Origin of the sequence: Chromohalobacter sp. HP20-39, from assembly GCF_033052815.1 — a bacterium.
GTDB lineage: Bacteria > Pseudomonadota > Gammaproteobacteria > Pseudomonadales > Halomonadaceae > Chromohalobacter.
Genome location: NZ_JAWHTP010000003.1, coordinates 79284 through 99355 on the forward strand (window position 1 = coordinate 79284; position 20072 = coordinate 99355).

At 60.8% G+C, this 20072-nt stretch carries 24 protein-coding genes; 7 read left to right on the forward strand and 17 right to left on the reverse strand.

Annotation, left to right across the window (positions count from 1 at the left end; all coding sequences use genetic code 11):
* Positions 1-25 precede the first annotated feature (25 nt).
* The 3 genes from ybeY to miaB form a co-directional block, all read right to left on the reverse strand.
* Positions 26-487, reverse strand: coding sequence for an rRNA maturation RNase YbeY (gene ybeY, locus RVY79_RS06805; RefSeq protein WP_317463328.1), 462 nt, complete (start codon positions 485-487; stop codon positions 26-28).
* Complete coding sequence (locus RVY79_RS06810) at positions 484-1563, reverse strand: PhoH family protein (RefSeq protein WP_317463330.1); 1080 nt, start codon at positions 1561-1563, stop codon at positions 484-486. Before RVY79_RS06810 ends, ybeY begins: the two co-directional genes overlap by 4 nt.
* Positions 1564-1680: 117 nt before the next feature.
* Positions 1681-3027, reverse strand: coding sequence for a tRNA (N6-isopentenyl adenosine(37)-C2)-methylthiotransferase MiaB (gene miaB / locus RVY79_RS06815; protein ID WP_317463331.1), 1347 nt, complete (start codon positions 3025-3027; stop codon positions 1681-1683).
* A 504-nt stretch (positions 3028-3531) separates the two neighbouring features.
* Here miaB and RVY79_RS06820 point away from each other — a divergent pair.
* Together RVY79_RS06820 and tmpT are read left to right on the forward strand one after the other, a co-directional pair.
* Positions 3532-4149 (forward strand): TIGR04211 family SH3 domain-containing protein, encoded by a 618-nt coding sequence (locus RVY79_RS06820; protein ID WP_317463332.1) that lies wholly within the window; start codon positions 3532-3534, stop codon positions 4147-4149.
* Between the two features lie 60 nt (positions 4150-4209).
* Positions 4210-4851, forward strand: coding sequence for a thiopurine S-methyltransferase (gene tmpT / locus RVY79_RS06825; protein ID WP_317463333.1), 642 nt, complete (start codon positions 4210-4212; stop codon positions 4849-4851).
* Positions 4852-4876: 25 nt separating this feature from the next.
* On the opposite strand, the gene RVY79_RS06830 is transcribed toward tmpT, so the two are convergent.
* The 3 genes from RVY79_RS06830 to ggt all read right to left on the reverse strand — a co-directional run bounded on the left by RVY79_RS06830 (position 4877) and on the right by ggt (position 8471).
* Positions 4877-5494: a YajG family lipoprotein gene (locus RVY79_RS06830; protein ID WP_317463335.1), complete on the reverse strand. Its 618-nt coding sequence runs from the start codon at positions 5492-5494 to the stop codon at positions 4877-4879.
* Positions 5495-5555: 61 nt separating this feature from the next.
* A complete protein-coding gene (locus RVY79_RS06835; RefSeq protein ID WP_317463336.1) occupies positions 5556-6713 on the reverse strand; it encodes an MFS transporter in 1158 nt (385 codons plus the stop codon).
* Between the two features lie 27 nt (positions 6714-6740).
* Positions 6741-8471: a gamma-glutamyltransferase gene (gene ggt, locus RVY79_RS06840; protein WP_317463337.1), complete on the reverse strand. Its 1731-nt coding sequence runs from the start codon at positions 8469-8471 to the stop codon at positions 6741-6743.
* A gap of 186 nt (positions 8472-8657) precedes the next feature.
* Between ggt and rpe the strand changes: the two genes are divergently transcribed.
* Both rpe and RVY79_RS06850 read left to right on the forward strand, forming a co-directional pair.
* Positions 8658-9344 carry a ribulose-phosphate 3-epimerase gene (rpe, locus tag RVY79_RS06845; RefSeq protein WP_317463338.1) on the forward strand — a complete coding sequence of 229 codons (687 nt, stop codon included), beginning with the start codon at positions 8658-8660 and terminating at the stop codon, positions 9342-9344.
* 12 nt (positions 9345-9356) lie between these two features.
* Positions 9357-9656 carry a GIY-YIG nuclease family protein gene (locus RVY79_RS06850; protein WP_317463339.1) on the forward strand — a complete coding sequence of 100 codons (300 nt, stop codon included), beginning with the start codon at positions 9357-9359 and terminating at the stop codon, positions 9654-9656.
* A 7-nt stretch (positions 9657-9663) separates the two neighbouring features.
* Here RVY79_RS06850 and RVY79_RS06855 read toward each other — a convergent pair whose 3' ends face one another.
* Together RVY79_RS06855 and RVY79_RS06860 are read right to left on the reverse strand one after the other, a co-directional pair.
* A complete protein-coding gene (locus RVY79_RS06855) occupies positions 9664-11313 on the reverse strand; it encodes a dihydroxyacetone kinase subunit DhaK (RefSeq protein WP_317463340.1) in 1650 nt (549 codons plus the stop codon).
* 55 nt (positions 11314-11368) lie between these two features.
* On the reverse strand, positions 11369-12667 hold the full coding sequence (locus RVY79_RS06860) for an NAD(P)/FAD-dependent oxidoreductase (RefSeq protein ID WP_317463341.1): 1299 nt from the start codon (positions 12665-12667) through the stop codon (positions 11369-11371).
* Between the two features lie 265 nt (positions 12668-12932).
* On the opposite strand from RVY79_RS06860, the gene RVY79_RS06865 reads away from it, so the two are divergent.
* Together RVY79_RS06865 and trpE are read left to right on the forward strand one after the other, a co-directional pair.
* Positions 12933-13604 carry a phosphoglycolate phosphatase gene (locus tag RVY79_RS06865; protein WP_317463343.1) on the forward strand — a complete coding sequence of 224 codons (672 nt, stop codon included), beginning with the start codon at positions 12933-12935 and terminating at the stop codon, positions 13602-13604.
* 227 nt (positions 13605-13831) lie between these two features.
* A complete protein-coding gene (trpE, locus tag RVY79_RS06870) occupies positions 13832-15319 on the forward strand; it encodes an anthranilate synthase component I (protein WP_317463899.1) in 1488 nt (495 codons plus the stop codon).
* Positions 15320-15388: 69 nt separating this feature from the next.
* Here trpE and RVY79_RS06875 read toward each other — a convergent pair whose 3' ends face one another.
* Positions 15389-15532, reverse strand: a complete 144-nt coding sequence (locus tag RVY79_RS06875; protein WP_166638284.1) for a hypothetical protein — start codon at positions 15530-15532, stop codon at positions 15389-15391.
* Positions 15533-16077: 545 nt separating this feature from the next.
* Here RVY79_RS06875 and RVY79_RS06880 point away from each other — a divergent pair.
* Positions 16078-17274 carry a tyrosine-type recombinase/integrase gene (locus tag RVY79_RS06880; protein WP_317463344.1) on the forward strand — a complete coding sequence of 399 codons (1197 nt, stop codon included), beginning with the start codon at positions 16078-16080 and terminating at the stop codon, positions 17272-17274.
* Here RVY79_RS06880 and RVY79_RS06885 read toward each other — a convergent pair.
* The 8 genes from RVY79_RS06885 to RVY79_RS06920 all read right to left on the reverse strand — a co-directional run bounded on the left by RVY79_RS06885 (position 17253) and on the right by RVY79_RS06920 (position 20060).
* Entirely contained in the window at positions 17253-17438 is a 186-nt protein-coding gene (locus RVY79_RS06885) for a helix-turn-helix transcriptional regulator (RefSeq protein WP_317463346.1), read from the reverse strand. The two genes, RVY79_RS06880 and RVY79_RS06885, sit on opposite strands and share 22 nt — an antisense overlap.
* 81 nt (positions 17439-17519) lie before the next feature.
* Positions 17520-17873 carry a hypothetical protein gene (locus tag RVY79_RS06890; protein WP_317463347.1) on the reverse strand — a complete coding sequence of 118 codons (354 nt, stop codon included), beginning with the start codon at positions 17871-17873 and terminating at the stop codon, positions 17520-17522.
* A complete protein-coding gene (locus tag RVY79_RS06895; RefSeq protein ID WP_317463348.1) occupies positions 17870-18073 on the reverse strand; it encodes a hypothetical protein in 204 nt (67 codons plus the stop codon). The genes RVY79_RS06890 and RVY79_RS06895 overlap by 4 nt, the downstream gene beginning before the upstream one ends.
* Position 18074: 1 nt before the next feature.
* Positions 18075-18389, reverse strand: a complete 315-nt coding sequence (locus RVY79_RS06900) for a hypothetical protein (protein WP_317463350.1) — start codon at positions 18387-18389, stop codon at positions 18075-18077.
* Between the two features lie 57 nt (positions 18390-18446).
* Entirely contained in the window at positions 18447-18605 is a 159-nt protein-coding gene (locus RVY79_RS06905; RefSeq protein ID WP_317463352.1) for a hypothetical protein, read from the reverse strand.
* On the reverse strand, positions 18602-19003 hold the full coding sequence (locus tag RVY79_RS06910) for a hypothetical protein (RefSeq protein ID WP_317463354.1): 402 nt from the start codon (positions 19001-19003) through the stop codon (positions 18602-18604). The genes RVY79_RS06905 and RVY79_RS06910 overlap by 4 nt, the downstream gene beginning before the upstream one ends.
* A 260-nt stretch (positions 19004-19263) precedes the next feature.
* Complete coding sequence (locus RVY79_RS06915) at positions 19264-19587, reverse strand: hypothetical protein (protein ID WP_317463356.1); 324 nt, start codon at positions 19585-19587, stop codon at positions 19264-19266.
* Complete coding sequence (locus RVY79_RS06920; protein WP_317463358.1) at positions 19584-20060, reverse strand: hypothetical protein; 477 nt, start codon at positions 20058-20060, stop codon at positions 19584-19586. The genes RVY79_RS06915 and RVY79_RS06920 overlap by 4 nt, the downstream gene beginning before the upstream one ends.
* Positions 20061-20072: the final 12 nt, after the last annotated feature.

The window sequence follows — 20072 nt, forward strand, 5'->3', positions numbered from 1 at the left end:
TGTCGGGGGGAGGCCAGGCGGCGGTTCACTCGGCATAGGGATCACCGATCTTGAAACTCGCCAGTAGCTCGCGCTCCAACGCTTCCATCTCTTCGGCTTCACGCCCATCTATATGGTCGTAGCCGAGTAAATGCAAGGTGCCGTGGATCACCATATGGGCGTAGTGATGAGTCAGGCGCTTATTCTGTGCGGTGGCCTCGTTGATGACGACATCGTGGCAGATCGCCAGGTCGCCAAGCAGCGCCAAGGGGATACCGGGAGGCGCTTCGAAGGGGAAGGAAAGCACGTTGGTGGGCTTGTCCTTGCCGCGGTACTCACGATTGAGCGTCTGACTCTCCTCGGGAGTGACGAAGCGCACGGTCATTTCCGTGCGCGTTTCATCGGCATGACGAGCGAAGACGGCGCCCACCCAAGCCTCGAGTTCGGCCTGGGTGGGAAGGTCGGTCGATGTGTCGGTGGCGACCTGACGGTCGATGTCGAGGGTCATGCGTCTGCCGGCTCGTCGTTGTCGCGGCGCGCGTCTTTTTCCTCGCGCTTGGCTTGTGCACGCCGTTCGCGTTGGGCGCGCTCCTGCTCTTCCTCGGCGCTCTCGAAGGCGTCGTAGGCTTCGATGATGCGCTGTACCAGCGGGTGGCGAACCACATCCTTGGCCACGAAATGCGTGACCCCGATCCCAGCGGTGCCCTTGAGTACATCGAGGACTTGAATCAGCCCCGATTGATTGCCGCGCGGCAGGTCGACCTGGGTGATGTCGCCGGTAATCACGGCGGTGGAGCCGAAACCGATGCGCGTCAGGAACATCTTCATCTGCTCGCGCGTGGTGTTCTGGCTCTCATCGAGAATGATAAAGGCATTGTTGAGCGTGCGCCCGCGCATGTAGGCCAGTGGCGCGACCTCGATTACTTGCCGCTCGATCAGCTTGTTGACCTGCTCGAAGCCCAGCATCTCGTAGAGGGCATCGTAGAGCGGGCGCAGGTAAGGGTCGATCTTCTGCGCCAGGTCGCCTGGGAGGAAGCCCAGGCGCTCGCCGGCTTCCACCGCCGGGCGTACCAGAAGAATGCGCCGTACCTGCTGCTGATTGAGGGCCTCGACCGCTGCCGCGACCGCCAGATAGGTCTTGCCGGTGCCCGCCGGGCCGACCCCGAAATTGATGTCGTGCTCGCGAACACTGGCGACGTAGGTCTGCTGGTTGTGGCCGCGCGGCTTGATGAGGGCGCGCGGCGTGCGGATCAGCACGTCGCCCTCGTCGAGCGCTTCTTCGTCTTCTTCCAGTGCCTCGAGCCCAGATTCCTGCAGGAACAGATGCACGGTGTCCGGCGTCAGCTCATTGGCTTCCGTCTCGCGGTAGAGATGTTCGACGACATTGGCGGCGGCCTTGACGCGTGGGCCGGGGCCCGCGAGCTGAAAGGTGTTACCACGGTTGCGCAACGTCACGCCCAGGCGTGATTCGACGAGCTTGAGGTTTTCGTCCTGCTGGCCGCACAGACTGGCCAGGCGCATAGGGTCGTTGGGTTCGAGCGTCAGCGTGAGGATGCGGTGTGCCTGCGAAGTGTTCTGGCTCAACTCGAAGAGGTCCATGGGTTGGAAATGTGATTTCAGCTTAGCGCCCCGGGCAACGCCGGGGCAATGATCCCGCGCAAGGATTCGTCACGCTAGCAGACTAAGGTCGCTGGCGGCGCCTCAATAGCGCGCCGGAGAGGCTAGATCGCCACGCAGGGAATTGGGCAACGCCTCGGTGATCTCGACATCGACGAAATAACCGATGAGTTCGGTCGGGTTGGGCGCGCGGAAGTTGACGACCCGGTTGTTCTCTGTGCGACCGGACAACTGGCCGGGGTCCTTGGGCGAGAAGCCGGTGACCAGGATGCGTTCGGTCTGGCCGACCATGCGCCGTGAAATCTGCATGGTCTGCTGGTTGAGACGTTCCTGAAGGATCGCCAGGCGCTGTTTCTTGGTCGCTTCCGGCGTTTCGTCTTCCAGATTCGCGGCCGGGGTGCCCGGACGCGGGGAATAGACGAAGCTGAACGAGGCGTCGTAACCGATGCGCTGGATCAGATCCATGGTATTCATAAAATCTTCTTCGGTTTCGCCGGGGAAGCCGATGATGAAATCCGAGGAGAAACTGATGTCCGGACGCAGCGCGCGAATGCGCTCCAGTTTGTCGACGTATTCCTCGACGGTATGGCCACGCTTCATGGCCGCCAGGACGCGGTCCGAACCTGCTTGCACGGGCAGGTGCAGGTGGCTGACCAACTCGGGGATTTCGCCATACGCTTCGATCAGACTGTCGGAGAACTCCACCGGGTGCGAGGTGGTGAATCGAATGCGGTCGATGCCTTCCACGGCGGCGACACAGCTGATCAACTCGGCGAGGTCGATTTCATCGCCCAACTGGTTCTCACCGCGATAGGCGTTGACGTTCTGGCCCAGCAGGTTGATCTCACGCACACCCTGATCGGCGAGATGGATGACTTCCTCCATCACCGGTTCGAAGGGCCGCGAAACCTCTTCGCCACGGGTGTAGGGCACCACGCAGAAGGTGCAATACTTCGAGCACCCTTCCATGATCGAAACGAAGGCGGTGGCGCCGTCCGCCGTGGGCTTGGGCAGGTGGTCGAACTTCTCGATCTCGGGGAAGGTGACATCGACCATGGAGATGGTCTCCGCCCCTTGGCTAGAATCGAGCATGGTCGGCAGCCGATGCATGGTTTGCGGCCCGAAGACCATGTCCACATGCGGTGCGCGCTTCTGGATGTTGCCGCCTTCCTGACTGGCAACGCAGCCCCCGACGCCGATCACGAGATCGGGATTGGCGGCCTTGAGCTTCTTCCAGCGCCCGAGCTGGTGGAAGACCTTCTCCTGAGCCTTCTCACGGATCGAGCAGGTATTGAGCAGGATGACATCGGCCTCCCGCTCGTCGTCGGTCAGCTCGAGTGCATGCGATTCGCCGAGTAGATCCGCCATGCGCGCGGAGTCATACTCGTTCATCTGGCAGCCGTGGGTCTTGATGAAGAGTTTCTTCGCCATACCGATCCGGTCGGTGCGTCGAACGCCCGACATATGTCCGTGATTGGGAGTGAGTAAAAGCGTGGCCTTGAAGCATGGCCTAGCCGCTAAACTTGGATGAGATGGCATATTATACGGATTGACGACATTGTGGGCCAGTCTTGTGCCTGCATCGAATCGTCCGCGATGACGCCGAGGCTATGATACGCTAGCGTTTCTCGCGTGAGCAGCCTCACTGAGGCGATACGTCGCGGGCATTCAAGGCAGAGCCACAACGGGTAAACTTGGCGTTCCCGAGGAGCTGGCCGCCTGCGATGTGAGTGATCAAAAATTACACGATTTGTCGCTATGACAGACATTGCGGTGGTCTCGCCGCGGTCATGGTCTGGTTTTCCCAAGACTTATCCACAGAATGTGTGGATGGTCGCCCGTCGAGGTGTGACAGGAGGTCCCTTCGGCAGGGTGATGCAACGCGTGGAGCAGTACGCATCGTGAGCCGTTCGTCATTCATGAAGAAGCCACGTTATGTCTAGAATCAAACCTCTGATGCTTTGCTTGGTCCTCGGGGCCTGTGCTTTTGATGCCCATGCCCAAGATGATGGGCAGTACTGGGTCTCGGACAATTTGCCGACCTACGTGCGTAGTGGTCCCACCGAGGGCTATCGTATCGTCGGTACGCTCGAGAGCGGCGACCCCGTGACGTTGCTGGGGCAGCAGAACGATTTCAGCCGTGTTCGCAGTGAGGAGGGCGATGTCGTCTGGATTCCCAGCCGTTATCTGCAGGACTCGCCGAGTGCCAGCTCGCGCCTGCCCGAGTTGCAGTCGCGTGTGAAAGAATTGACCTCGAAGCTCGACGGTATCAATGAAGAGTGGGAACAGCGTGTCAGTGACATGAAAGCCACGCTCAACGATCGGGCGCAACGTATCGAAGACCTGGAAGCGCGCAATGACGAGTTGAATACGGCGTATAGCGATGCTCAGGAAACCATGCGCAGCCTCAAGGCGCGTCTCGATACGCAGGAACAGGACCTCCTGATGCGCTACTTCATCTATGGCGCCGGCGTGGCCGGGGGCGGCCTATTGGTGGGCCTGATCGTGCCGCACCTACCGCGTCGTCGTAAGCGTCGCAGTGGCTGGTTTTGATGGCGTGTCGAAGACGTGTGAACGATGGATGGAAGAAGGAAAGAGAGGCGTTAACGACATATGGCGACGGATGAGTGGCTGGCGCGCTGGCAGGAAGGCAGGATTGGATTCCACCGATCGGCGCCGCATGATGCCTTGATGCGCCATTGGCCGTCACTCGGGACGCAGCCCGGTGGCAAGGTGTTGGTGCCTCTGTGCGGCAAGAGCCTGGATATGCGTTGGCTGGCCGCGCAGGGGCATCCCGTGCTCGGCCTGGAGCTCTCGTCGTTGGCCATCGAGCAGTTCATGGCAGAAGGGGAGGCACCGATATCTCGCTACACGCAAGGCGCCTTTACCTGCTGTCGCCAAGGCAGCATCGAACTCTGGTGCGGCGATTTCTTTCATTTTCATACCGCGCAGGTCGAAGAGTTATCCGCTTTCTATGATCGCGCGGCACTGATTGCCTTGCCCGAGGCCACGCGGCAACGCTATGCCTTTCACCTGGCGCAGTTATTGTTGCCCGGCGCGCGAGGCTTGTTGATCAGCTTGGTGGATACGCACTCGTCCGAGGGCGGTCCTCCATACACGGTGGCCGATGACGAGGTCGAACGTCTATTCGCGGCGAATTTCGAACTGACCCATCTGGAAAAGCGGCCACCGGATGAAAGCGGCAAGCAGGAAAGCGTGTGGTCGCTGGTGCGACGCGGGCCGCGCCAGGCCTGACTGCCTGTCGCGGCGCCGGCGTGCGTCAGTTCTTGAGTTGGCGGGAAAGCTCGGGATCGCTGAAGGCGCGCTGCAAGGCGTTGCTCAGCAGGTCGCTGACCATGCGGTTGTTGGAATCCCAGTCGGGCTTGATGGCGAAGCTCTGCTTGCGCTTGGCCGTATAAGTGCCGGTGTATGTGCCGCGGTCGTTGACGACCTGAGCACGCAGCACGGCTTGTAGCTGAGCGGCGCCGAGTAGCGGCGCATCGGCTTCGACGGGGACGTAACTGAGATCAGCGAGTGTCAACGTCAACTTTGTGTTGTCGGCACCGTTCGCGACGGGCGAGAAGCCCATGCGCCGCAATGCTTGTTCCGCCTGCGTCTGTAGCTTGGGAATGACGTCATGTGCCGGGACGCGGATCGTCGATGTCGATGCGGGCTCTCCAGAGCGCGTGCCCAGCACATCGCTGCGACGTCCATCGACCACGCTTAGAGTAATCTCCTGCCCGTTCCCCGTATGAGGAAGGTCCGTGCCGATATCGGGTTTGACCTGAAGAATTTGGGGGCTCTGGGCGCAACCTGCCATGAGCAGTGGCGTCATGAGTAGCGCGACGAGAGCGAACGCGGGATGTGCTCTGAAGGGAATGAGTCGGCGCATACGCATGGTGTGTCCTGAAATGAAAAGAAAAAGATAGTTGAAGCTTGGCTGCGAGTATAGCGGTAGCTCAAGAGTGCGCGAAGCCCTTTTGGCGTGACCGCAGTACCCACAAGCCGATTAGCGGCCCCGGTAGCATCAGCCAGGCAACCCAAGGCCCAAGCGTCGACCAGGCGGGCAGCAGCCATGCCAGGGAGACCGCCGATATCGCATAGCCGATGGCATTCTGCAAGGTCAGGGCGCTGCCCACCAGCGACGCCGGGCAGGCGCGTGCCGAGAGCGCCGAGAAATGCGGTGAGTCGATGACCGCGAGTAGGCTCCAAAGCGCTAGGAAAAGCGCGGCCCAGAGTCCCGACATGCCGCCGCCGACCCATGGGTACAATAGACAGCAGACGGCCGAGCCGCTCAAGCCCAACTGGGCAATGCGGCGGCTGCCCAGGCGCAGGCTCAACCAGCCACCTAACCAGCATCCCGGTCCGCCGATGGCGATCAGCGCGAAACTACCGAGTGCCAGTTGCGTGGTCGTCAGGGACGGCAGCGCCGCGGCCAGTAGCAGAGGGATCAGCGCCCACAGCGTGTAAAGCTCCCACATATGCCCGAAGTAGGCGCTGGCGGCGTGTCGGAATTCTTCGATTCGGAAGGCGCCGAGACCTGCCCAACGCGACGTCTTTCCGGTCGTCTTGCGCAGGTGAGGTGCTTCGCCGAGACGCCAGATCATGGTGCCCGCGATGAGCGCTAGCAGCGAGGCGTACCACAAGGCGTTGCGCCAATCTCCTCCCAGTGATAGCCCGGCCAGCAGATGTGGCGTCGCGGTCCCAATGACCAGCATGCCCACCAGCCATGCCAGCCCAAGGCCGGCGCGTTGCGGCGCCCAGCCGACCATGAGCTTCATGCCGACTGGGTAGATGCCGGCCAGGGCCATGCCGGTGACGAGGCGCAGCGCCACGGCTGGCCACAGACCACCGGCCCAGGGCAATAGGCCATTGCTGATTGCGCCGATCAGGCAGCAGGCGGCAAAGAGCCGGCTTGCATCGCGACGATCGGAAAGCCCGCTCAGGCCGATTATCAACGTGCCCAGGAGAAAGCCGACCTGCACGGCGCCAGTTAGCCAACCTAGATCATGGGCAGCCAGCACCCATTCACGTTCTAGATCGCCGATGACTGCATTGGGGGTGAACCACAAGGCGGTGCCGAGCAATTCGGCCAGGGCGATCCAGGCGATGGGCATGACGGGTCGCTCGACTTCACCCTGCACTCAAAGCCCCAGTGCGGAAGACGTCGAGCGACGCGGGTCGGCACCGCCGTAGAAGCTTTCATCGTCGATCAGGATCGATTGGGCGGCGCCCATTGCGTCCTGCTGGCTGACGGTATGGCCCATTGCCTCGAGCAGCGCGATGGTGTCGGGACTCACGCCCTGTTCGATGCGGATTTCGTCGGGCAGCCACTGATGATGGATGCGTGGCACGCTGACCGCCGTCTGGATATTCATGTCGTGATCGATGACGTTCATGACCACCTGCAGCGTCGTGGTGATGATTCGAGATCCTCCGGGGCTGCCGGTGATCAGAAAGTTCTTGCCATCCTTCTTGATGATGGTCGGCGTCATCGATGACAGCATGCGCTTATTGGGCGCGATCTTGTTGGCCTCGCCGCCGATCAGCCCGTAGGCATTGGGCGTGCCCGGCTTGGCGGAGAAGTCGTCCATCTCATTGTTGAGCAAGAAGCCTGCGCCTTCGACGACGATACCCGATCCGTAGCTGAAGTTGATGGTATAGGTATTGGAAACGGCCAGGCCGTTGTCGTCGGCGATCGAGAAGTGCGTGGTTTCGTTGGATTCATAAGGTAGCGGGTTACCCGCCGCGATAGCATCGCTGGGCGTGGTGTGCCCCAGCTCGATCTGCTCGCGCAACTCGTCGGCGTAGGCCTTGGAGGTGATGCCTTCGAGTGGCACATCGACGAAGTCGGTATCGCCCAGGTACTCGGCGCGGTCCGCATAGGCGCGCTTCATCGCTTCAGCCATGACGTGGATGGTGCGAGCCGAATTGAAGCCCATCTCGCCGATGTCGTAGCCCTCGAGGATGTTGAGCATCTGCACGATATGTGCACCGCCGCTGGAGGGCGGACTCATGGCGTAGATGTCGTAGCCGCGATAGGTCCCATGCACAGGTTCGCGAAGCGTAGGCTGATAGGCGGCCAAATCCTCGGCAGTCATGAGCCCACCGTGTTGTTCCATTTCCTGGGCGATGAGTTCGGCGGTCTTGCCCTCATAGAACTCGCGCGGGCCATGGGCGGCGATGCGCTTGAGCGTCGCCGCGAGATCCGGCTGACGGTAGATCTCGCCTACTTGGTAGCTGCTGCCGTCAGGCTTGAAGAACTTGGCGCGGGTCGCCGGCCACTTCGCGAGTCGCTCCCGTGCCGATTCGACACCCTCGATGAAGCGCCACGGCAGCGCAAAGCCGTTCTCGGCCAGGTCGATGGCCGGCGCCAGGGCCTCGGCGAGGTTGAGCGTGCCGTACTCGTCGAGGGCCAGTGCTAGACCGGCCACTGTACCCGGCACGCCGGAGGCATTGTGGGTGTAGCGCGAACGTTCGGATACCGCTTCACCCTGGTCATTCTGGAACATCGTCTCGTAGGCGCCGGAGGGGGCCTTCTCGCGATAATCGATGGCGATCACCTTGCCGCTGTTCTCGTCGGAGATCAGCATGAAGCCGCCGCCACCGATGTTGCCGGAGCGCGGCTGGGTGACGGCCAGTGCGAATCCCGCGGTGACCGCCGCGTCGACCGCGTTGCCGCCGTCTTGCATGACCTCGCGCGCGATTTTCGAGGCCAGGTAATGACTGGTGGCGGCCATGCCGTGTTGACCTTCCTGGGGATGGAAGCGCTCGCCTTCGAGAATCGCCTGTTGAGCGCTGGCGGGAAGCGACAGGGTGGCGAGTAACGCGCACAGTGCCAGACGTCGTCCATGGCGAATGGTAAGTCGAATCATGCCGGGCCTCTCGAGAGCAGGGCGGCAATACGGCGCCGCGTTTTTATGAGGGATTGCTTTTACTATCGAAGGCCTCGCCTGAATATGCAAGGTGGCGGTGACAGAGTAGATCCATGTGCCTGTTTTTCCGCCAACCATTCGCTAGAATGAAGCCTTCATTTCCAGCCGACAGCCCCTTTATTGCTTATGCCCGACTTCAAGATTGCGCCTTCGATCCTGTCCGCCGATTTCGCTCGTCTGGGTCAGGAGACGGAGGATGTATTGGCATCCGGCGCGGATATCGTGCACTTCGATGTCATGGACAATCATTACGTCCCCAACCTCACCATCGGCCCAATGGTGTGCAAGGCCCTGCGTGACCATGGCATTACCGCGCCCATCGACGCGCATTTGATGGTCAAGCCGGTGGATCGCCTGATCGGGGATTTCATCGAGGCGGGCGCGAGTTACATCACCTTTCATCCCGAGGCCAGCGAACACATCGATCGCTCGCTGCAGTTGATCCGCGATGGCGGCTGCAAGGCCGGCCTGGTCTTCAATCCCGCCACACCGCTTTCTTATCTCGACTATGTCATGGACAAGCTCGACATGGTGTTACTGATGAGCGTCAACCCAGGCTTCGGCGGGCAATCCTTCATCCCTGGTACGCTCGATAAGCTGCGCGAGGTGCGTCAGCGCATCGATGACAGCGGGCATGAAATCCGCCTCGAAGTCGACGGTGGCGTCAAGGTCGAGAATATCGCCGAGGTCGCGCGGGCGGGTGCAGATACCTTCGTCGCCGGGTCGGCGATATTCAAGGCACGCGACGAGGCGGATCCATACCGTTACGACAGCGTCATGCGCGCCTTCCGCGACGCACTGGCACAGCGTTGAGCCAGGTGCGTCATGGCCGATGATGAGCACGCTGCAAGCGCGCAGGTTTGGTATCTCTACCTGGTCGAAACGGCGGCGGGAGCACTGTATACCGGCGTGACGACCGATGTGGCGCGTCGTTTTCGCGAGCATCACGATGGTAAGCGCGGCGCGCGTGCCTTGCGTGGCAAGGGGCCGTTGACCTTGCGTCATTCGGAATACGTGGGCAGCCATGGCGAGGCGCTGCGTCGCGAAGCAGCGCTCAAGAAACTCAGCCCCGCGGCCAAGCGTGCCTGGCTGGCGGCACGCGGGGATGAGGCGTCGTCGTCATAGGCCGTCATCATCGACAGCGCGCCAGCGTTTCGAAGACCCGCGCTACCGCTTCCGCACCGGGATCGACGACACCTTTCAGGGCCCTGTCGGGGACATAGGCGGCACGTCCCGCCCGGGCGCGGGAAAGCGTCGCCGTATGCGCGGCGCCCTGGCGCGCTGCCTGGGCCGCGTCGGTGAGCGTGGCGTCTTTCTGAAGTGCCTGAAGCGCGGGAATCAAGGCGTCCAGCAGAGTGCGGTCGCCGAGCCGGGCGCCGCCATAGGTCTGCATGCGTTCGACCCCTTGCCAGAGGCTGTCGATCAGGCTGCGATGCTCGAGGCTGGTCGCCGTGGCGGTCATCAGGATCGACAGCAGTACCCCGCTCGACCCGCCCATACCGGTGGCCAGGCATTGTCCCAGACCTGCGAATAACCGTTCGGGGTGTGCGGTATCTAGCCGGCCTGCCCTCAACGCCTGTTCGATGGCATCGGCGCCTTCCACCAGGCTGCTGCCGGCATCGCCGTCGCCGCTCTGGGCATCGAGCCCGTCGAGATCGTCACGTGCATCGCGCAAGACACTGAGCACCTGGGTGAGTGCCGCCTTGACGTGCGTCGCCTGGGGCGCGTTGTCATTCAGTGCGTCGTTGCGGGCCGTGAGGTTGGGCGTGAAGGTGTCCGGCGGACGCACGTCTCTAACGCCTGGCCAGGCGGGTGCATCGGTGGGCGCTAGCAAGGCCGTACGCATGGCGTCGTCGGTGGCCATCAGCGTCACCGAGAAGCCGTGCATGTCCAACGAGGTCATCAAGGGGGCGGGGCCGATGAACTGGGTCAACCGTGCCGGGCCGAGCCCATCGATCAAGCTGCCGCTCAGAACGCCCATCTCCTGGGTCGAACAACTCCCCAGATTGTTGAGCAGGGCGAGCCAGCCGTTGGTGTAGCCGCGCTCTTCGAGAGCGGCTGCGAGAGGCACGACGACGTGGTTCATGGCGTCGCGCGCGTTATCCGGTGCGATATGCTGGGCGCCCGGTTCGTTATGGATGCCGAGTCCCAGTTCCGGACTCCGGTCGGGACGTGCTTGGCCTGGCAGCGTGGCTGGCGTGAGCGCCATGCCCATCGAGGCCATGCGTTCGCATGCGTGTTGAGCGAGCGCTTGGATATTCTCCAGCGAGTCTTGCTGCTGCGCGTGATGCCCGGCGATCTTATGAATCAGCAAAGTACCGGCCAGGCCGCGTGGCTGTGGCGTATCGGGCAGAGAGATATCATCGGCGACGATGACCATGGCGACATTGAGACCTTCGCGACGCGCATGCTCGGCGGCCAGCCCGAAGTTGAGCCGGTCTCCAGTATAGTTCTTGACCACCAGCAGGCAGCCGGCCGGTCCGCAGACCTCGCGAATGGCGGCGAGCACGGCGTCCATGCTGGGCGAAGCGAACAGGCTGCCGGAAATCACCCCGGTCAGCATCCCGTCGCCGATGAAGCCGGCATGCGCGGGCTCGTGCCCTGCGCCGCCACCGGATAGCACCGCGACTTGTCGCTGGCCGAGCGTATCGCGGTCCCAGTCGCGACGAATCAGGATGCGTACGCCGCTTTGGGGTTCGGCAATACGCAAGGGGGCGAGGTGGCCGGCGGCGTAGAGAACGTCGGCGACGACGCGTGAGGCGTCATTGAAAAAATGTTGCATGGGCGGGCTCCATGAGCGAGCTGGGCGGTGTCTCGATCATGGTGGCCCGGCTAGATTAGTGCAACTTCATGCGTGGGCGCAGGTAGCGATTGAGGCCATCGACGACGACGGTCATACCGGTTTTGACCACGCCATGAATGGCCATCTGATGCATGCGATAGAGCGAGGCGTAGAATAGCTTCGCCAGGCGACCCTCGATGAACAGGCTGCGCGCCGAGGCGCCTCGCATCAGGCTGCCCACGGCATCGAAGTGAGCCAGCGAGATCAACGAGCCCCGGTCGCGAAACACGAAGGGCTTGAGAGGCTTGTCGTCCATGGCCGCACGCAGGTTGCGATAAAGCAGTGTGGCCTGCTGGTGGGCCGCTTGCGCGCGCGGCGGAACACGCGTGTCGTCGGGCTGGGGGCAGGCGGCGCAATCGCCGAAGGCGAAGATGCGCTCGTCATCGAGGCTCTGCAGCGTCTGGTGTACCTTGAGCTGATGATTGCGCTCGGTGGCAAGGCCGAGTTCGGAGAGAAACGCCGGTGCGCGAATCCCTGCCGCCCAGACGTTCAGATCGGTGGCGATGCGCGTTTCGTCGGCGGTGATGAAGCCTTGTTCATCGGCGCAGGTCACGCGGGTGTCGACGTGGATCTGCACGCCGAGCTTTTCCAGTTCCTTATGCACGGCCTGGCTGATGCGTTCGGGGAGCGCCGGTAGAATGCGTGGTGCCGCTTCGATCAGGTGGATCTCAAGCTTGCCGCTGTCCATGGCAGTGAAGCCGTAGCTGTGCAGCATCTTCGAGGCACCGATCAACTCCGCGGCGAGTTCGACCCCGGTGGCACCGGCGCCTACCAGGCCTACGCTCAACTTGGGATGGGTTCGACGTTCGGGGTCGCTGTAACGCAGGAAGGTGTTGAGCATGTTCTGGCGGAAGTTTTCGGCCTGCCCGGGGCTGTCGATGAAGTGGCAGTGCTTGGCGACGCCTGGGGTGCCGAAGTCGTTGGAAACACTGCCCAGTGCCATGACCAGATAATCGTAATCGATCGTGCGGGCGGGGAGGATCACGACACCGTCGTCGTCGATGATCGGCGCCAGCGTGATGGTGCGATTGTCACGATCGAGATTACTCAGCGTGCCGCGTTGGAAGCGGTAACCATGCGCCTTGGAATGACCTTGATAGGAGACTTCGTCGAGGCTGGAGTCGAGCACGCCCGTGGCTACTTCATGCAGCAAGGGTTTCCAGATATGGGTCGAGTTGCGGTCGACGAGCACGATCTCGGCACGTTGGCGCTTGCCGAGCTTGCGCCCCAGGCGTGTCACCAGTTCGAGGCCGCCGGCGCCGCCACCGACCACCACGATGCGGGGTGTGGACATACAGACTCCTGGAAAAGAAACGTTGAAAAGGTGCGAAAAAGGGTCGCCAGGGTCGGGGCATCGCGATGGATCAGCCAAGACGCAAGCGGAGTGGCAATGACTTGCGTGTCGTGCCGGGAGGGCGATGGCGCCTAGTGTCGGCGACGTCTTTATATAGAATAACGCTGTTCGTGTACCAAGAATACCGTGAGGGGCGCGCGACGCCGAGTTTTTGCGTAATATTACATGCATTATGGTGGGCGCTTTCAGGTTCAAGGAGACGAATATGCCGTCCAGCGCGATACATCCCGCCCTCGAGGGCATTCGGCTTGCGGTCTTCGATCTCGATGGGACTCTGATCGACTCCGTTCCGGATCTCGCTGCGGCGGTCGATGGTGCGCTTTGCGAGTTGGCGCTACCCGAGGTCGGGGAAGCGGCGGTGAGGGGCTGGGTCGGCAACGGTTCTCGCAAGCTCGTCGAGCGAGCGCTTTATGCCGTCGGTGCGCAAGACATGGAGCTCGAGGCCGCGCACGAGGGTTTTTTACGGCACTATCGGCAGGCGCCATGCCGCTTGACGCAGGTCTATCCCGGTGTTCGCGAGGCGCTCGAAGCGCTTGCGGCGCGCGATGTGGTATTGGGGCTTATCACCAACAAGCCGACGGCGTTCATCGCCCCTATTCTGGAATGCCTGGACCTTGAGCATTACTTTGCGCTGACCTTGGGTGGCGATGCATTGTCGACCAGGAAACCCGATCCGGCGCCGCTGCTGCATCTAGCAAGCCGGCTCGAGGTGGCGCCGAGTGCATGCCTGATGGTGGGGGATTCTCGGCACGACGTAGAGGCCGGTCGGCGGGCGGGTTTTCGCACATTGGCGGTACCATACGGGTACAATCACGGCGAACCGGTGGCCGCGAGCGAGCCGGATGTCATGGTTGAATCGCTGGGGGAACTCGTTTAGTGTTTTTCGATGTTGGCGTCTATTACGCTAAGACTTTGATAATCATCTGCTATAACGGATAGCGTTTAATGGTCCTGGATGCCCCCTCATTGCGTAGAGCCCATGCGTTGATGCGCGAAGTCAAACGCTGGCGATGGTGATGCTCGCCGACTCCTCCGAGTGTCGGCCCCATGCGGAAGTGCGAATTCGTCACGACGTAGACTCTCACCAAAGGAATGCAGGGCATGATGACCCCCGAACGCTTCACCGAGCTGGCGCAAGCCGGCTATAACCGTATACCCGTGACCCGCGAAGTGCTCGCGGATCTCGACACGCCGCTTTCCACTTATCTCAAGTTGGCCGATGCGCCCTGGACCTTCCTGCTCGAGTCCGTGCAGGGCGGCGAGAAATGGGGGCGTTATTCGATCATCGGCTTGCCGAGTCGCGAGCGCATCGAAGTGCGCGGCCAGGTGGTACGTCATATCGCCGACGGTGAAGTGCTCGGCGTGACCGAAGTCGATGACCCGCTGGCGTGGATAGAGCAGTTCCAGGCGCGCTTCAAGGTGCCCCAGGTTGACGATCAACCCCGTTTCGATGGCGGCCTGGTCGGTTATTTCGGGCATGACACCATCCGCTATATCGAACCGCGCCTGCGGGGCGTGGAAAAGCCCGACCCCATCGGGGTGCCGGACATCCTGCTGATGGTCTGCGATGAACTGGTGGTTTTCGATAACCTTTCCGGACGTCTGACGCTGTGGACGCACGCCGATCCCGCCGCGACGGATGCTTATCCGCGAGCCTTGGAGCGTCTCGAAGCGCTGGAAATGAAGCTGCGCAGCGCCACGCTCAACACCGTCAGCCCCGGCACCGGTGGACCGGCGGTGGAAGAGGGGCATTTTACCTCCGGGTTTACCGAGGCGGGCTTCAAGGACGCGGTCGAGCAGATCAAGGAATACGTACTGGCCGGCGATGTCATGCAATGCGTGCCCTCGCAACGCATGACGATCCCGTATCGCGCGGCGCCGCTGGATTTGTATCGCGCGCTACGCAGCCTCAATCCGTCGCCCTACATGTTCTTCTTCAACCTCGACGATCATCATGTGGTCGGGTCGTCGCCGGAAATCCTCACGCGTCTGGAAGACGGCGAGGTCACGGTGCGTCCCATCGCGGGTACGCGGGTGCGTGGCCAAAGCGAGGCGGAAGACAAGGCGCTCGAGGCCGAGTTGCTTGCCGACCCCAAGGAAATCGCCGAGCACCTGATGCTGATCGACCTGGGCCGCAACGACGTGGGGCGCATCAGCGAAACCGGCTCGGTCGAGGTCACCGACAACATGGCTATCGAGCGCTATTCGCACGTCATGCATATCGTCTCTCATGTGACCGGCAAGCTGAAGCCCGGTATGTCGGCACTCGACGTGCTGCGCGCCACCTTCCCGGCGGGCACGCTTTCCGGGGCGCCCAAATTCCGCGCCTTGCAGATTCTTGATGAGCTGGAGCCGGTCAAACGCGGTGTGTACGGCGGGGCGGTCGGTTATCTTTCCTGGCACGGCAACATGGATACCGCCATCGCCATTCGCACGGCGGTCATCAAGGATGGTCAACTGCATGTGCAGGCCGGTGCGGGGATCGTCGCCGATTCGGTACCTGAGCAAGAGTGGCAGGAAACCTTGAACAAGGGCCGCGCGCTTTTCCGTGCGGTGGCGATGGCCGAGCGCGGCCTCGATAATCTGGGTTGATGTGGCTGTAGGTAATACGTATGCGGGATGGCGGCGCTGCGTGATGACGTAGCGCCGTGGAAGACACGCTTAGCGAGAAGACGAGTCGTTGGACGATTTCTTGCGGCGGTTCTGATACTTATCGGCCATTTGCTTGGCCGTTCGCTTTGCCTTCTCGCGGTTCTCGGGCTTACGGAACCAGTTGGCAATGGCGGCGCCTATCATGCGTTTCATCGATACCCCCTACGGATATAAACCGTTTATCAGTGCTACTTCTGAGTGTAGTTCTGGCGTCGAGGCCACGCGAGATCAAGTCTGTTCGGTTATGACGGCTTTCAGCTCGATTGACATTTCCTCACTGCAAACGGCAATATGCAAGATATGACTATCGAATCGACATATAGCTTTATTCAGTGGTGGCGCTTCTGAGCGAAGGGCGGCACGCTGACGACTAAAAAATGCCGCCGTGTGGGCGGCATTTTTTATGTCTGGCAATCGGCCCCGCATGGCGGATAGAAGTACCGAGACCGATACGGGCGAACGACCGATGTGACGCAGTCGCCCATCCGACATCCCGCAAGAATAGGAAGTTATCGCCATGTCCGTGCTGATGATCGATAACAGTGAACGCCCTCCGCATTCTTCCTCTACCTGACTCTTCCCCGACAAGCGCTCGGTACCGTTGCGCCGAAACTGTACATAGCCTTCCTTATCAGGACTTACAAAGCCGCATCGTTTGTGAGTACGATTGTGAGTAAACCCAACTGTACTCACACGATATGCCGTTATCCGATACCAAGGCCCGCAAGGCCAAGCCCCGCGAAAAGATCTACCGTCTCGCCGATGCTCATGGGCTCTGCCTCGAGGTAAAGCCCAATGGCGCGAAATATTGGCGCGTGCGCTACCGCCTGCATGGTAAGGCGAACATGTGGGGAGCAGGGGAGTACCCCTCTACCAGTTTGGCGGAGGCGCGAGAAAAACGCGAGTGGGCTCGGAAGCTGATTGCCCAAGGCATCCATCCCCGAGAGGAGGTTGCGCGCCAGAGCCGTGAAGAAAGGATTTCTCGGGACAACACCTTCGGGCCCATTGCGGAGGAGTGGTTCTCCGACCGCTCGCCGGGGTGGTCGGACTATTACTGCGACCAGGTTAGGGGAAGTCTTGATAACGAGATTTTGCCGGCGCTGGGGAAGCTCCCGGTTCGAGACATTGGGGCGCCTGAAATACTTGAGATACTGCAGCGCATCGACAAGCGCGGCGCACCTACCGTAGCGATCAATGTCCGCATGTGGATCAGCGGCATCTTCCGTTATGCCATCCTGACGCTGCGAGCCAAGGAAGATCCCGCCGAGTACGTCAAGGGGGCGGTAAAGCGGGGCGAGGTCAAGCACGCGGTCGCACTCACCGAGAAACAGTTGCGGTTTCTGCTTGGCCAGATCCCGATATATGGCGGCTACAGACTGACCCAGCTCGCCACGGAATTGCTGATTTTCACCATGGTGCGCGGCATAGAAATGCGTCGCGGCCGCTGGAGTGAAGTAGATTTTAACGCGAAAATATGGCGCATTCCGCGCGGCAGCATGAAGCGCAAACGCGACCACGCAGTGCCTCTCTCAAGCCAGGCGATAAGGGTACTGGAAGAAATGAAGACGTATTCGGGCGGCAGGGAACTAATGGTGCCCGGGATGAAGCACCCCAACAAGCCGATAAATCACACGACGATTAATGGCGCGCTTACTCGGATGGGGTTTGGCGGCGGGGCCTTCGCTACCCATGGCTTCCGCGCCACCGCGTCCACGATTATGAACGAATACGGGTGGCGCGAAGATGCCATCGAGCGGCAGTTGGCGCATGTCTCCACGAACAAAACGCGCGCCTCCTACAACCATGCGAAGTACATGAAAGAGCGGCGGGAAATGCTGCAGTGGTGGGGGGATTACATAGACAGCTTGCGCGGTCAGGATGCGGAGGCCCATTGACGCTCTATCCATGCGTCGATTTCAGTCTCGCGCCACAGGCGCTTGCCTTGAATCATCTTTCCGGCGGGGAAAACGCCATCACGAATTAGCTGGTAAATCTTCGTGTGCTTGAAGCCTACCTTTCGCTCCAGTTCGGGCAAAGGTAGCAATCGCTCGTTTGCCATACATCCTCCAGATACAAGAAAACCGCCGTCGGCGGTCGTGATCGTGCAAATTGCGTTGGGGCGTCGCGAAACGCGACATCCTCACGATGGCGGGTGCCGATACAGCGGGCAGATGACATGCAGCCTTGGGTTATGCTTCTCGAATCCGTTGTCGATCTGCCATTGGTCTACAAAGCCGATCTGCCCTGTTTCTTCGTGCTGGTACATCCAGGCTTCCGGCGCGATTTTTGGCTCCTCATTGCTCGGACGCACGCACGGCTTACCGAAATGATGGAGCAGATCGCACATGGCTTGCTGCGAGTGATAGCGGCCCTTGGCGTTGGCGAAGGTGCGGGCCAGTCGCTCGACCTCGCGCAGTTTCTCGACTTCGCAGCCAATGCATTGGCCGTAGATGATGGCCGGCTTGTTTTCGTGCTTTCTGCATACTTTGGTCATTGCACCCCCTCCTGATCGGGCTGATTTTCAAGATTGTATATACACGCCTCTCGGTTGAGGTGCTGGCTTCTATAAATATTGCAGCAATAGCTGTTACCGGTTTTCATATCGGTCACCTTGCATCCGGCCTTTATTTCCCCTGTGCTCATTCCGCTTTTTGATGGCGGCGGCCACTGCTCAACTTGGTAGCGATTATTCATGTCACTCACCTCCCGGCTTGGGTGCGGCGGCTAGCGCTTCCTTCCAAAGATCACGCAGACTCCCACCACATGACACCATGTGCCAATACATTAGCTTGTACATTCTGTCTGTTTGCTCCACCGGCACGCACTGCCAAGGCTCGTCGGGCGCCGGGATGCGAGGGCCGATTTCCGTCCATGTGTCATCATCAAACGACATTCCCGCAAACAGCCACGGCTTTACGCCACGTTTTTTGCGCTCTGCATCATATCGTGCGCAACAATCCTCACCGTCAGGGGTCTTCACCCAATACCAGCCCGCTTCACGCTCACTCATCACAACCTCCTATCGCTTCATTCACCGATCACGTCTAAATATCATGCTATTCTGCGATCACTCGTTGCGCTTATTCTGCGTCCCGACAAGGCGCCCGCACTCCACCTCTTCCATGACCTGGAGTCCCTCGATAAATCCGTGGGCTTTTCCTGTCTGGTAGGAGACGCGCAGGCCAGCAACAATGGCGGCGGCGAGTAGCAAGGAAGTGGCTATCATGTGTCACCTCCCTCGGCCTGGCGGCGGTAGTCTTCGGCGGTTACGTTAAGCTCCTCCTCGGTGAGAAACTCGCGGCTGGCGCGACGCATAGCGCTTGCCATTTCCTCAAGCGCCTCGGCCTTCATCCGCGCATCGCGGCGGGCGAGGCTGGTTTTCGGTTTGGGTGGCTGCATATCGTCGCGATAGAAGCTGACATCCAGATCCTCGAATCTGTCATCGCGAATAGCCTCAATTACGTTCCTGCGAAGATCATCTAGGTGCTCAACATGCGCCGACAAGGCTTCGATCTGAATATCTCGATACGCCAACTCGGCAGCAATGGCGCTTTTGCTGTGGAGGTCTTCGCCGGTCATGGCGCTGACGTGGCGGCAATAGTGGCCACCGCGGTCGAGATCCATAAGGTCACGCTCTGCGTACTCAGTCATACCTCACCTCCCTGAATCTAATCCGTACATAGGCGGTTTAAACCACCGCCCGCCGCATGGGCTAATTGACGTATCACCTTCGTGTATCGTTTCCCACCATGGGCTCGTTTTAGGTGTTACCCATGCAATGTATTGAGACTCCATGGCGCCGCATACGCGGCACTCTCGCTCCGCACCCGAGCGATGGGTATAGCGCCAGTGGTGCAAACGAAATAGACGGCGGATAAGTTTCATCACTCACCTCCCTGAATCGCTCTCATCACCCGCGCCGATGTTTCAACGCCCAGGTATCCGTTCTTCATCTGCACTTCGGTGGCCACCGTTTCCAGCAAGCTGACCAATGCCTTGTGCTGTGATTCGGCCTTGGCCATCTTGGCTTCGGCGTATTTCAGTTGCGTCGATAGTTGCAATACCTGGCTTTCGAGCTGTTCGTTCCGCTTGTGCGCGCTCTCCAGGCTGTCTGCCAGCAGTCCGTTTTCATTCATCCGCTCTTCGTAACGTTGAGCGAGTTGCGCGAACTCTTCGTCTTCCTCGGGCGTTACTGCGAGATCTGTCATGAGTCACCCCTGTCGTCTGGCCCAGGCAGTAGCGGCGGCATCTGCCCGGATTCGTATGAGCGTTCGACTTGCGGCAGCATCCAGCAGCCGACCGTGCCGCCGTTGGGCAGGACGATGTGGGCGAGGAACTCTTCTTCGAACATCGTGATGCCGGACTCGACGGCCTCGAGCTTGGCTTTGATGACCAGGGCGAGGGCGCGCCACCGCTGGCGGCAGGCTTGCTCCCACGCCTTCGCGGCTTGGGCGGGTGCTCGCTCCCGACCGGTTTCGGTTGTCGTGAATTCCTCGCTGTTGCGGTCGGGCATGGTCAGATCAAACCGGATGCGCCGGCCGTGCATCTGGAACGCTAGGACGGCAGTGCCGCCGTCCCATCCGTACATGAAGCCGTCGGCGCCGTAGCGGGAAAGTGTCTGCTCGATCTCGGCGCGGCTTCGCTCGCTGGAGACCGACGTGTTTTCTGCGTATCGGGCCATGAATCCTCCTTT